9 protein-coding genes are annotated in these 12,777 nt (G+C 63.0%); 3 read left to right on the plus strand and 6 right to left on the minus strand.

All coding sequences use genetic code 11. From position 1 onward, the window contains the following. Positions 1 to 6: 6 nt before the first annotated feature. Positions 7 to 1,257: an oxalate decarboxylase family bicupin gene (locus NLM15_RS16210; protein ID WP_254118065.1), complete on the minus strand. Its 1,251-nt coding sequence runs from the start codon at positions 1,255 to 1,257 to the stop codon at positions 7 to 9. 261 nt (positions 1,258 to 1,518) lie between these two features. On the opposite strand from NLM15_RS16210, the gene NLM15_RS16215 reads away from it, so the two are divergent. Continuing rightward, complete coding sequence (locus tag NLM15_RS16215) at positions 1,519 to 3,810, plus strand: FdhF/YdeP family oxidoreductase (RefSeq protein WP_254118066.1); 2,292 nt, start codon at positions 1,519 to 1,521, stop codon at positions 3,808 to 3,810. Between the two features lie 10 nt (positions 3,811 to 3,820). Here the strand turns inward: NLM15_RS16215 and NLM15_RS16220 are convergent, their stop codons facing one another. From NLM15_RS16220 to NLM15_RS16235, 4 genes are all read right to left on the minus strand, one after another. Then, positions 3,821 to 5,779, minus strand: coding sequence for an ATP-binding protein (locus NLM15_RS16220; protein ID WP_254118067.1), 1,959 nt, complete (start codon positions 5,777 to 5,779; stop codon positions 3,821 to 3,823). Positions 5,780 to 6,136: 357 nt separating this feature from the next. After that, positions 6,137 to 6,295 (minus strand): hypothetical protein, encoded by a 159-nt coding sequence (locus NLM15_RS16225; RefSeq protein ID WP_254118068.1) that lies wholly within the window; start codon positions 6,293 to 6,295, stop codon positions 6,137 to 6,139. After that, entirely contained in the window at positions 6,282 to 9,419 is a 3,138-nt protein-coding gene (locus tag NLM15_RS16230) for an efflux RND transporter permease subunit (protein ID WP_254118069.1), read from the minus strand. Before NLM15_RS16230 ends, NLM15_RS16225 begins: the two co-directional genes overlap by 14 nt. Beyond that, entirely contained in the window at positions 9,416 to 10,588 is a 1,173-nt protein-coding gene (locus tag NLM15_RS16235) for an efflux RND transporter periplasmic adaptor subunit (RefSeq protein ID WP_254118070.1), read from the minus strand. Before NLM15_RS16235 ends, NLM15_RS16230 begins: the two co-directional genes overlap by 4 nt. A gap of 23 nt (positions 10,589 to 10,611) precedes the next feature. Between NLM15_RS16235 and NLM15_RS16240 the strand changes: the two genes are divergently transcribed. Then, positions 10,612 to 11,016: a hypothetical protein gene (locus NLM15_RS16240; RefSeq protein ID WP_254118071.1), complete on the plus strand. Its 405-nt coding sequence runs from the start codon at positions 10,612 to 10,614 to the stop codon at positions 11,014 to 11,016. 276 nt (positions 11,017 to 11,292) lie between these two features. Here NLM15_RS16240 and NLM15_RS16245 read toward each other — a convergent pair whose 3' ends face one another. After that, positions 11,293 to 11,634, minus strand: coding sequence for a hypothetical protein (locus NLM15_RS16245; protein ID WP_254118072.1), 342 nt, complete (start codon positions 11,632 to 11,634; stop codon positions 11,293 to 11,295). A gap of 274 nt (positions 11,635 to 11,908) precedes the next feature. Between NLM15_RS16245 and NLM15_RS16250 the strand changes: the two genes are divergently transcribed. Beyond that, positions 11,909 to 12,691, plus strand: a complete 783-nt coding sequence (locus tag NLM15_RS16250; RefSeq protein ID WP_254118073.1) for an alpha/beta hydrolase — start codon at positions 11,909 to 11,911, stop codon at positions 12,689 to 12,691. Positions 12,692 to 12,777: the final 86 nt, after the last annotated feature.

The raw sequence follows: 12,777 nt of genomic DNA on the forward strand, positions 1-12,777 counted from the left end.
TCTCGTTCAGGACTTCTTCGGCATGATGCCTGGACCGGTGTCCGGCCACTGGGCGACCACCTTCTCGTCAATGTTGAAGTGCTGCGCGACCAGTTTGGGCGGCGTGTGCGCCAGCCAGTTGGAGAGCGATACTTCCTCATATCGCGGGGCACGGAATACACCGACGAACTGGACCTCGGTATCGCCGACATTCTCGACGTAATGTCCCAGGTTGCGCGGGACATAGCCGATGTCGCCGGCTGAAAAATCCGTCGTCCGGGCGTTCGGACCCGTATCGAACACCGTCATCCGCGCCTTGCCCTTGATGTAGTACTGCCACTCATCGGCGTTCGGATGCCAGTGCATCTCCCGCACTGCGCCCGGAGGCATCGTCACCAGCGCTGCCGCGACGGTGGTCGCCACCTTGAAGTTGGTGCTGTCGGCGATGCGGATGCTTCCCGCAGAGCTCTCCTTGAGGGGGGCCGAGTTGCCCAGCGAGTAAATGAACGGGTAGGGCGCGGCCTCGGCATTTTTGGCGATTGCCGCTCGATCCGCCGCGAGATCGCCGGGCACCGTGCCCTGGAAGATCCAGAGATTGTGCAGGGGAATCTTGGCGAAAGTTTCGGCCGGCACGCCGAAGTTCCTGGCCAGCACCTCCGGCGGCGTATGTGCAAACCAGTCCGTCACGAGCAGCGTGTTGAACTCGTTGGCATGGCCATCGTCGAAGCAGAGCACGAATTCGGCGCCATCCGGCCCCAGTCCTTGCAGCGAATGCGGCGCGCCCGGCGGAAAGTACCAGAGGTCGCCGGCCTTGAGGTCGCCCACATAGGGGCGGCCCTCGACGTCGAGCACCGTGATGCGGCAGCTGCCATAGGTCATGATCGCCCATTCGGCCGCTTGATGCCAATGCAGCTCGCGGATACCGCCGGCGGACAGCCGCATGTTGACGCCGGAAATCTCCTTCGAGATGGCGAAATCCGCGACCGTGACTTGGCGGGCCCAGCCGCCGTCCTGGATGCGCCTCGGCGCATTGTTGAAGGAGGCCCAATTCATCGGCAAGCCGCCGACATCGGTCGCCGGCGGCGTTGTTGCCGAGGGAAACTGCTTGGCGAGCGCGGGGTTTTGCGGGCCTGGATCGCTCAGGCTTCCGGGGCTCTTGGCATTCACCGCGCCTTGCGGCGGCTCGTCCGGATTGCCGAAGGTGGCAGCTTGTACGCTGGAGCCGACCATAGCGGCGCCTGCCGCCGACACAGCCAGCAAATCACGTCGTGAAAACATGTTGGTCACTCCTGAAAAAGACATTGCAAGCCTCCGTCGCAACGAGGCTCCGGCCGTCCACCCTAATTTCTCGCGGGCCCATCAGCTTCCGGGAAGGACGTCCTTTTTCCGGAATGCACTGCCTGAATCGGGCGGCAGCTCCGGACCGGACTTCTGCACCCGGACTCCTGCAAATGAGAAATTCGACCCCTTTTTTGAAAAGACGCCTCCTCGCGGCGGTCCTTAACTGGCCGGAGGATCGCCATATCGTGAGATATTGAAATGACCAGGAAATCGGTTCATCCCTACAGTGAACCCGCCGGCGGATGGGGTGCGCTCAAGGCACTCAGCGAGGCCCTGCTAGTGCAACGGATTCCGGTGAAGGGTGCGGCAACGCTGAGCCGCATGAATCAGCCGGAAGGCTTTGATTGCCCCGGCTGTGCCTGGCCCGATCCGAAGCACACATCTTCATTCGAATTCTGCGAGAACGGCGGCAAGGCCGTCGCCTGGGAAGCGACGTCCAAGCGCTGCACACCCGAGTTCTTCGCCGAGCACACCGTCACGGAGCTCGCAGGCTGGAGCGACTACGATCTCGAAATGGTCGGGCGTCTCACTCATCCGGTAGCCTATGATGCCGCATCCGACCGCTATCTGCCGGTGGGGTGGAGCGAGGCGTTCGACATGATCGGCCGCGAGCTGAAGGCGCTGCCGGATCCGAACATGGCAGAGTTCTATACGTCCGGGCGGACCTCGAACGAAGCCGCCTTCCTCTACCAGCTGTTCGTGCGCGAATACGGCACCAACAACTTTCCTGACTGTTCGAACATGTGCCATGAGGCGACCAGCGTTGGCCTGCCGCAATCGCTTGGCGTCGGCAAGGGCACCGTGCTGCTCGAGGATTTCGACAAGGCCGACTGCATCTTCATCTTCGGCCAGAATCCGGGCACCAACAGCCCGCGGATGATGACCAGCCTGCGCAATGCGGCTCGCCGGGGGGCCTCGATCATCTCGTTCAATCCGTTCCGCGAGCGGGCGCTGGAACGCTTCCAGGCGCCGCAGAGCCCCGTCGAGATGATCACGCTGTCGTCGACGACGATCAGCTCGAAACTGTTCCAGGTACGCGTCGGTGGTGACGTCGCCGTCCTCAAGGGGATCATGAAGATTCTGGTGGAAGCCGACGAGGCTGCCCGCGCCGCCGAAGAGCCGGAGATTCTGGACTGGGATTTCATTCGCGGGCACACCGTCGGCATCGAAGCGCTGATCGACGATCTCAAGCGCACGCAATGGCCCGATATCGAACGCCAGTCCGGCCTAACGCGTGAGGACATGGAATATGCCGCGGGCGCCTATATGAAGGCTGAACGCGCGATCCTTGTCTATGGCATGGGCATTACCCAGCACCAGCGCGGCGCGCATAACGTGCAGCAGATCGCCAACCTTGCGCTTTTGCGCGGCAATGTAGGACGCGACGGCGCCGGCGTTTGTCCGGTTCGCGGTCATTCCAACGTGCAAGGCGACCGCACGGTGGGCATCACGGAGATCCCCAAGGCGGATTTCCTCGAACGCCTCGAACTCCGCTTCGGCTTCAAGCCACCGACCACGCCGGGGCATAACGTCGTAACGGCATTGGAGGCAATGATCCGCGGTGAGGTGAGGGTGTTTTTCGCGATGGGCGGCAATTTTGCCGCGGCCATACCCGACTGGCAAGCGACGCAGGCCGCGCTACGCGAGCTCGATCTGACCGTTCACGTCTCCACCAAGCTCAACCGCAGCCATCTGATCCATGGCCGCGCCGCCCTGATCCTGCCTTGCCTCGGACGAACCGAGATCGACATTCAGGAATCGGGGCCGCAGTCGGTGACGGTCGAGGATTCAATGTCGATGGTGCACGCCTCTGGTGGCCGCAACAAGCCGGCATCGGAGCATCTTCTCAGCGAAGTAGCGATCATCGCAGGCCTCGCCAAGGCAACGCTCGGCGAGCGCACGGTGGTTGATTGGGACAGCTTTGTGGGCGACTACGATCGCATCCGGGATGCGATCGAGGCCGTCTTTCCCATCTTCCAGAGCTACAATGCCCGTATCCGCATTCCCGGTGGCTTCCATCTGACCTCGACCGCGCGGGAGCGCATCTGGGCAACGTCGTCCGGCAAGGCCAATTTCCTGGTGTTTGAGGGGTGCGGCGAGGACCCGCCGCAGAGTGATCCGGATTTCCTGTGGCTCAGCACGATACGAAGCCACGACCAGTACAACACCACGCTCTATTCGATGTCCGACCGCTACCGCGGTGTGTTCGGTCAGCGAGACGTGGTGTTCCTCAACGAATACGAACTGAAGAAGCGCGGGCTCGCGGATGGGGATCGCGTCGACCTGATCACGGAGTCGACCGACGGCGCCGAGCGGATCGTGCGCGACTTTCGTGTCGTGGCCTATTCGTTTCCGACAGGCTGCTGTGCTGCGTACTATCCGGAGACCAATCCGCTGGTGCCGCTCTACGCCCGCGATCCCCTCAGCTTCACGCCCTCATTCAAGGGCATCCCGATCCGCTTGGTGCGCTCGACCGCCCCGCCGCAATAGAGAGGTCGGGTCAGGCCTCGGCGTCCCGACCGAACGGCGGTGATGACGCCGGCGTCGAGATCGGCAGCGTGAACCAGAACCGAGCACCGCGATCGACGCCAAGGCCTTCGGCGTCGATCCGGCCGCCATGCGATTCGACGATGGACCGGCAGATCGGCAGTCCCATGCCCATGCCGGACTCCTTGGTCGTGAAAAAGGTTTCGAACAGCCGGCCGGCATGTTCGGCGGCGATGCCGGGACCGTTGTCCTCGACGGAGCAGCACAAGGTGGCCCCGTTCTGCGCGGCGGTGCCGATGACGATCCTGCGATCACCGCGTCCCGCCTGCGTCATCGCTTGCACGGCGTTGATGGCCAAATTGACGATCACCTGCTGGAGCTGGGTGCGGTCGCCGAGCACGAGCCCAGCTTCTGCATCGGGCTGGTGCAGGATCGTTACACCGCGGGATTCCATCTCGTGGCGCAGGAAGAGAAGCGCCTCGCGAATGACATCGTCAAGGGATAAAGGAGCACGCTCCGGCGCCTTGCGCGAAGCCATCCCGTGAACACGCGCCACGATGTTCGCGGCCCGCCTCGTATCCGCGGCCATGTTTTCGATTGCGCTGCGGACCTCGGCCATGTCGGGCATGGGCCTGTTCAGCCAGCGCAGCCCGGCAGCGGCGTTGGTCGCGATGGCCGCCAAAGGCTGGTTGACTTCGTGCGCGATGGAAGCGGTGAGCTCGCCGAGCATCGAGACGCGCGCCGCATGCGCGAACTCGGCTTGCACCTGCCGCAGCCTCTCCTGGGTACGGACGCGTTGCGAGATATCGATCGTGGCAACCAGGCTTATTTCGAGATCATTGATTGGACCGACGCGGGCCGTTGTGAAGAGAACGTCGACGATGCGGCCGTCCCACGTCACCATCTTGGTTTCTTCCTCGAAATTCGTTTCACCGCGAAAGCGGGACTCCATGGCCCGCCGAAACGTATCCGGGCGTTCCTTCCAGGTGTCAGACATGGAACGCCCGACATAGCCGTCGACGCCTCCTCCGAACATCTGGATGGCTCGTTCGTTGGCTTCCTGAAACGAGAGTGCGTCCATGCAGGTCCGGAGAAAATCGGGATGGCTGTCAAAATAGCTGCCGAGATCCTTGATGCCCTCGGCACGCAGTTGTCGGAACAGTGCCACCAGTCTGCCGGCGTCGATCTGACGGAGTGCGATCGGCATGCGGCTGAACAGGTGGCGGTAGCGCTGCTCGCTCCGCTCCAGCTCGGTGTGGGCCTTCTTCTGGGCGGTGATATCCATGACCGCGCCGATGAACTGAAATTGTCCCCGATCTTCTGACGATCCGCGGGCGACCACGCGAATGTGCCTGATCGAGCCATCGCTCAGGACCAGCCGATGTTCCTGGGAAAAGTCTTTCCTGTCGTTCGCGGCACGATCGAGCGCCTCGCGTACGGCATTGAGATCGTCGGGATGCGTACGCTTCAGGACGATGTCGAGCGACGGCGATGATGTCGATTCGAGATCGAATATCCTGAACGTTTCATCCGACCAAAACAGTTCCCCGCTGGTGACGTTCCAGCCGAAGCTGCCGGTGTGACTGAGCTTCTGAGCCTCGGCGAGGTAGGCTGCTTGATTTCGCCGCAACACGTCTTCGCGGCGTAGCTGACTGACCAGATTTGCGATCACAAGCGACGTGACGAGAAAGGCGGCCAGGGCGACGATGTCCTGAAGGTTGCTCGCAGCAAATGAATTGACGGGATCGACGAACAGGAAGACCAGCCAGCCAACTGCGACTACGGAACAGATCGCCGACGTCAAGAAGGTGCCCAGCCGTGACAACAGGACGATGACGATCAGGAGGGCGAAAGCACTCGTGGTGAAGTTGAGCCCGAGCAGGAAGCAGCCGAACGACAAGAGGCTCAACCCGACGCTTCCCAACACTGAAAGAGCGGCTTGGGTGAGGAAGCGATCCTTGCGGTGCTCCATCCCGATATGGGGCAAACGAGGCCACCGTCGTTCGGATCGTGCCGCGCGAGAGCTATCCAGGTGTTCGGCCGCTGCGGTCGGCCGTGGACATTCGACCGTCATGACGCATACCGCGGGTGGCCGGGTCGCCACGCTCGGCAGATTACCCCAGTACGGCGGACTGTCGCCGATCTCCAGATACGGCGAGCGAGTCCGTTCAACGCCGGAAGTTTGAATAAACCCAAGGGATACTCGCTGAGCAAAAGACCAATTCCCGAGCCAAGATGCTCGGAGGGTTACACGAGAGGTTCGTGTGTACCGCACCGCGGAAAATCGGTCTTTTGCCTTTCTACACGCTGTTTGCCAAAACGCACGCTGTCACAAATGTGAACCCGGGCGGATGGATGCCGCTTCACCCCGGAAGTTGTTGCGCGGGCGAGATCTCTGCGCCCCCACGTAGCCAACCGTCATCTCGGTCGTGACGGCCACCAGCTTTTCGGCCGTCATGCCGGCGGTCACCCGATCAAGCGGACTCATGGCCCAATCCCGCTTCGCTCGTGGAGGGGGTGGACGTTTCGTTCGTCTGCGGCTTGTGCCTGGTGAGCCAATTGCTGAGCCTATCGAGATAGAGATAGACCACGGGCGTGGTGTAGAGCGTCAGGATCTGCGAGAGCATCAGCCCGCCGACGATGGTGTAGCCGAGCGGCTGGCGCAGTTCTGCGCCGGTGCCGGAGCCGACCATCAGCGGCACACCGCCGAGCAGTGCGGCCATGGTCGTCATCAGGATCGGACGGAAGCGGAGCGTGCAGGCCTGGTAGATCGCTTCCTCCGGGCTCAGTCCGTGCTGGCGCTCCACCTCGAGTGCGAAGTCGACTAGCATGATGCCATTCTTCTTGACGATGCCGATCAGCAGGATGATGCCGATGATGGCGATGACGCTGAGATCCATGTGGACCGCCAGCAGCAGCAGCAGCGCGCCGATGCCGGCGGAAGGCAGCGTCGACAGGATCGTGATCGGATGGATCAGGCTCTCATAGAGGACGCCGAGGATGATGTAGATCACGATCAGCGCCGCCCCGATCAGCAACGGCGTGCCCGACAGGGAAGACTGGAAGGCTTGCGCGTTGCCCTGGAACGAGGTCGACAGCGAGGCGGGCTTGCCGGTGTCCTTCTCGATCTTCTGGATCGCCGTCACCGCGTCGCCAAGCGCGACCCCCGGTCGGAGATTGAACGAGATTGTCACCGAGGGAAACAGGCTCTGGTGATTGATCAGAATGGGCGCGGGCTTGATGACGCTGTGAACCAGCGTGCTCAAGGGGACCTGCTGGCCGGCCGCCGAGTTCAGGTAGATATCCTTGAGCGCGTCGGGCCCATACTGGAAGGCCGGATCGACCTCCATGACCACGTGGTACTGGTTGAGCGAGGTGAACATGGTGGAGACGATGCGCTGGCCGAAGGCGTCGTCCAGGGTGTTATCGATGGTCGTGGGCAGGATGCCGAAGCTCGAGGCAACTTCGCGATTGACGGTGACCTCCAGCCTCGGGCCGGCATTGGCCTGGTCGCTCGCGACGTCGGCGATGAGGTCGAGCGCGCGGAGCTTCTCCAGGAAGATCGCCGACCAGTGGGTGAGCTCGCTGGAATCGGCATCCGTCAGCGTGAACTGATATTGCGTCTTCGACAGGCGTGCGCCGATCGTGATGTCCTGGGCCGCCTGCATGTAAAGTGTGATGCCCTGGATGTGGGCGAGCCGGGGCCCCAGCCGCGCGATCACCTGGTCCGCGCTTGCCTTGCGCTCGGGCTTCGGCTTGAGGACGATGAAGATGCGCCCCTGGTTGAGGGTCGCCGTCGGTCCGCCTGGACCGATATAGCTGGCCACCGATTGGATCGCCGGATCCTTTGACAGGATGTCGACGACCGCCTGCTGGCGTTCGGACATGGCTGGGAAGGAGATGTCCTGGGCGGCCTCGGTGATGCCGACGATCTGTCCGGTGTCCTGTTGTGGGAAGAAGCCTTTCGGGATGATCACGTAGAGATAGCCGGTCAGCGCGATGGTCGAGAGCATCACGAGCAGGGTCGCGAAGCGATGGCGCAGCACGACGCGCAGGCCGCGCGCGTACAGCGCAAGCAGCGAATCGAAGCCGCGCTCGAACAGGAGATAGAGCCGGCCGTGCTTCCTCCGCGAATCGTCCTTCAGGAGACGCGCGCACATCATCGGAGTCAAAGTGAGCGAGATGACCAGTGACAGCAGCAGTGATGCGGTGATCGTGACGGCGAATTCCTGGAATAGCTTTCCGACGTAGCCGCCCATCAGGAACAGTGGAATGAACACCGCGATCAGCGATAGAGTGATGGAGACGATGGTGAACCCGATCTCGCTGGAGCCCTTGAGTGCCGCCTCCATGGGAGTCATGCCTTGCTCGAGATGGCGCACGATGTTCTCGATGACCACCACGGCGTCGTCGACCACGAAGCCCACCGCGATCGAAAGTGCCATCAGGGAGAGGTTGTCAAGGCTGTAGCCGAGCACATAGAGGACCGCGAAGGTGCCGATCAGCGCCAAGGGAACGGTGATCGCCGGGATGATGGTGGCCCAGAAATTCCTCAGAAACAGGAATATCACCATCACCACTAATGCGACCGTCAGCAACAGCGTGAATTGAACGTCGGAGACCGCGGCGCGAATCGTGGCGGTGCGGTCGGCGGCGATCGTCACCTTGATCGCCGGCGGAACCGAGGCTTGCAGTTGCGGCAGCAGCTTCTTGATGCGGTCGACCGTCTCGATGACGTTGGCGCCGGGGACGCGCTGGACGGCCAGGATGATGGCGGGGTCCTTGCCGTACCAGCCGGCCAGCAGGTCGTTTTCGGGCGCCTCGATCGCCGTGCCGATGTCGCGCAGCCGCACCGGCGAGCCATTGCGATAGGCGATGATGAGGTTTTCGTAGGCGGCAGGCTTCAACAATTGGTCGTTTGTGTTCAGCGTATAGGTCACGCGCGGGCTGTTGAGCGTGCCCTTCGGCAGATCGACGTTGGCGCCGGCGATCACGTTGCGGACGTCCTCGAGGCCGATGCCGCGGGCCGCAAGCGCCTGCGGATTGACGCGGATGCGGATCGCAGGCTTCTGCTGGCCGCCGATTCCGACGAGGCCCACGCCTGGAACCTGCGAGATCTTGGGCAGCAGGATGTTTTCAGCGTAGGCGTCGACCGTGGTCAGCGGCAGCGAGTCCGACGTCAGCGCGATCAGCATGATCGGCGTCTCCGCGGGATTTACCTTCCTGATCGTCGGTGGGTAGGGAATGTTCGGGGGCAGAAAGGGGCTGGCGGCGTTGATTGCGGCCAGCACGTCCACCGCTGCGCTGTCCACCGTACGCGACAGCTCGAATTGGACCGTGAGCTGGGCCACGCCGAGCGCACTCGACGATGTGAGCTGCGTGACGCCGGGGATTTGGCTCAGCTGCTGTTCAAGCGGCGTCGCCAGCGATGACGCGATGGTTGCCGGATCGGCGCCGGGCAGTTGCGCCGAGATCTGGATCGTCGGGTAATTGACGTTCGGCAGCGCGCCGACCGGCAGCAGCGGATAGGCCGCAAGCCCGCACAGCAGCAGGCCCGCCATCAGCAGAGCGGTTGCAATCGGACGCAGGATGAACGGCGCGGAAAGGTTCATGGAATCGCGTCCTGCACGGCGCTTTGCAGGTCGGCCTCGCGCGCGGCCTTCCCGTGCAGCTCCCGAACACGGCTGCCTTCCGTCAGCCGATACTGACCGTCGACGACGACGGTATCACCCGACTTCAGTCCCTGGTCGATCAGGGCCTGCCCATCGCTGATCTGCGCGACGTGAACGGGACGCAAGGAAGCGGTCTGGTCGGGAGAGACGACATAGACATAGCTGCCGTTCGGACCCTGCTGCACTGCGGAGCCGGCGACCGTCAGCGCATCCTTCTGAATCTCCAGCAGCAGCCGGGCATTCACCAGCTGTCCCGGCCACAGCCGGTGCTCGTGATTGGCGAATTCGGCCTTGAGCTGGACGGTGCCGGTCGTCCCTGCGATCTCGTTGTTGACGAGCAGCAGGGCGCCTTCGCCGAGCTTCATCTTGTTGTCCTGGCTGTAGGCGATGACTTTCAATGGGCCCTTTGCAGCGTGTTCCTGGATCACGGGCAGGTCCGTCTGCGGAAGGGTGAACAGCAGCGAAATCGGCTCGATCTGGGTGACGACGACGAGACCGTTCGGGTCGGTCGGATGAATCACGTTGCCGACATCGATCTGGCGGACGCCGGTGATGCCGGGAATGGCCGATGTCAGGCGCGTATAGCTAAGCTGGACGTTGGCCTCATCGATCTGCGCCTGGTCCGCTTTCACGGCGGCCTTGAGTTGGGCCACCTGCGCGGTCTGCGTCTCGATCAGCTGCGGGGTCGCATAGCCCTTGTCGCCCAGTTGATTGTAGCGGGAAAGATTGGCCTCGGCATTGGCGAGCTGGGCCTGATCCCTGTCGCGATTGGCCGTCAACTGCTCGATCTGGGCCTCGTAGGGGCGCGGGTCGATCTGGGCGAGCAGATCGCCGGCCTTGACGGTCTGTCCCTCGGTGAAGGCGATCTTGACGATCTGTCCCTGAATCTGGCTGCGCACGACATCGGTGTTGTAGGCGATCACGGTGCCGATGCCGCGCAGATAGATCGGAACGTCCTTGCCGGTGACCGCTGCGGTGACCACGGGTACGGCCGCGGGAACTGGCACGGCGGCGACGGCCGGCTTCCGGTCCATGCCGAAGAACCAGAAGCCTGTACCGGCGAGGATCGCGGCGAGAGCGACAAGCGCGATGGCGAGGTTTCGTTTCATGTGACCATCCTGGATGTCAGGGATTGCTTGAGCCGCCGATCGAGGTCGTGCTGTCCGTTGCGGCAGGGCCGGGCACCGGGACGGACGGACTAATTCCGGCGCCGCCGAGCTCGGTGGCCCCGAGCGGAATCCCGACGCGTCCGACCGTCGATGCCGAGGGCAGGGGAGATGCCGCAGCGATGCTGCCGTTGCAGGTGGCGGATGAGCCACTGGAAAGTCCGCCGCCGTCGAACAATGCGCCCGGTGATGCGGAGGTGCTGGATCCGGCGCACCCCGGCATGGCCTGCGACGGATTGAGCGGCGAGATGCCGGGCGTTGCGATCTCGGTCGAGCCCAGCGGAATTCCCACAGGCCTCGTGGATTGTGGGTTAAGCGGTGACGTCGCAAGCATGCCGGTGGGAGGCGGCATTCCCGGTACCGTCGTTTGAGCGACGACCGCTGCCGGGACGAGCCAAAGAATGGTGGTCGCGAGCAGCATGGCTGGAAGCATCAGAGTGACCCGGCGCGATCCGGATCTTCCGCAGCGAACGTTGCTCGACTGGTGCTGTTCTCGCATGGAAGATCGCTCCGGTTGAATGCCGTCGAACACTAGGAAAGTGCAGGACGGCGGGTATTTCCAGAACGCACGTCCCGCTCCCCGGCAGCACGGCCACAACAGCATTCGACGCTTTGCGATCTACATCTGTCTTTATGGAGACGCATCGCTATCTCAGAATGGCCCGCGCGTGGGCGAGTTCCCGACTGCATGTGGCTGTGTCGCCGATGTGATCGGCGGCGCGCGCGCGATCAAGCGAATCTAGCGCATCCGTGAAAACGACCCCGAGGCCGCCTTCGGCTTCTGCAAGCGAGCGGGGCGTCGGTTGATGACTGCGCAGCGCGCTGAGGCTCTCCGGCTGCCAGCCGCGGGCGCCCGCGTCTTTTTCTATGGCCCGATCCAGCTGGATCTGAGTTTGCGCGATGTCATGCGCACAGGTGCCTGCACGCGCGGGCGAAACTGCGTACAACAGGATGAGAAGCGCGATCTGGAAATTTGCCGTGGATGTCATGTGTCCGATTCCATGCATGGAGGTTCAAGCATCAGAGACGACCTCTTGAATGACAAAGCGGAGCGTTCGTCTTTCGCGTACGAACGCCGGCCGTTCACAGTGATGAGAGGTTTGTAGGCCCGACACATGCGCTGCGTCGAAACTTGCGCCTTAGCTAGGCGCCGTTCCGTCGCCTCGTCCCGACGTGCGAAGTGGCAAGGGCCGTTGTTTGCGGAAATACGCAGGCAAGGGTCGACATTACCGTCGCGTCATTCCAACCCGGAGTGATCCCGACATGAAACACGTCAACGCTGGCCTCGCCTTCGCCGCTCTCTCCCTGTTAGCGACCGTCGCCCCGGCGAGCGCTGAACCCCTGAAGAACATCGTCCTGGTGCACGGAGCCTGGGTCGATGCGTCCGGCTGGAAGCCGGTCTACGAGATCCTGACCAAGGAGGGCTTCCGCGTCAGCATGGTGCAGGAGCCCGAGACCTCGTTTGCCGATGACGTGACGGCGGCGAAACGGATTCTCGATCTCCAGGATGGCCCGACGCTTCTCGTCGGCCACAGCTACGGCGGTTCGATCATCACCGAAGCGGGCGTCCATCCCAATGTGGTCGGTCTGGTCTACGTTGCCGCGCATGCGCCCGACGTCGGCGAGGACGAATCGGCGCTGGGCAAGAAGACGCCAAGCGTGCTTGGAAAGACCGAGGGCGTCATCAAGGTCACGCCGGATAAGTTCACCTATCTCGATCCCGTGCAATTCCCCAAGCTGTTCGCGCCCGATCTGCCGCGTGAGCGGGCCGAGTTCGTCGCGCGTTCCCAGGTCCTGGCCGCGACGCAGGTATTCAGCACGCCGCTGACGGCGGCAGCCTGGAAGACCAAGCCGAGCTGGGGCATCGTCGCCGGCAGCGACCAGATCATCAATCCGGATCTCGAGCGCTGGTACTACGAGCGCGCCAAGAGCCAGACCACCGTGATCCCGGGTGCGAGCCACTCAGTCTTTGAGTCGCATCCGAAGGAAGTGGCGGCGGTCATCACCCGTGCCGCACGCAGCATCGATCAACCCGCCACCCGCTGACGAGTTTTGCCGGTCCTGACGCACGGCCGGCAGAAAGAAGGACGGCGGGAGAGACAGCACTCCCGCCGTCCCGACTGCCTCACCCG

Source organism: Bradyrhizobium sp. CCGB20 (genome assembly GCF_024199855.1).
Taxonomy (GTDB): domain Bacteria; phylum Pseudomonadota; class Alphaproteobacteria; order Rhizobiales; family Xanthobacteraceae; genus Bradyrhizobium.

What these genes read in the sequence shown, in the direction of transcription:
- NLM15_RS16230 (WP_254118069.1), bottom strand. Translation starts at nt 9,419, where the DNA reads ATGAACCTTTCCGCGCCGTTCATCCTGCGTCCGATTGCAACCGCTCTG.
- NLM15_RS16215 (WP_254118066.1), top strand. Translation starts at nt 1,519, where the DNA reads ATGACCAGGAAATCGGTTCATCCCTACAGTGAACCCGCCGGCGGATGG.
- NLM15_RS16250 (WP_254118073.1), top strand. Translation starts at nt 11,909, where the DNA reads ATGAAACACGTCAACGCTGGCCTCGCCTTCGCCGCTCTCTCCCTGTTA.
- NLM15_RS16225 (WP_254118068.1), bottom strand. Translation starts at nt 6,295, where the DNA reads ATGAGTCCGCTTGATCGGGTGACCGCCGGCATGACGGCCGAAAAGCTG.
- NLM15_RS16245 (WP_254118072.1), bottom strand. Translation starts at nt 11,634, where the DNA reads ATGACATCCACGGCAAATTTCCAGATCGCGCTTCTCATCCTGTTGTAC.
- NLM15_RS16220 (WP_254118067.1), bottom strand. Translation starts at nt 5,779, where the DNA reads ATGGAGCACCGCAAGGATCGCTTCCTCACCCAAGCCGCTCTTTCAGTG.
- NLM15_RS16235 (WP_254118070.1), bottom strand. Translation starts at nt 10,588, where the DNA reads ATGAAACGAAACCTCGCCATCGCGCTTGTCGCTCTCGCCGCGATCCTC.
- NLM15_RS16210 (WP_254118065.1), bottom strand. Translation starts at nt 1,257, where the DNA reads ATGTTTTCACGACGTGATTTGCTGGCTGTGTCGGCGGCAGGCGCCGCT.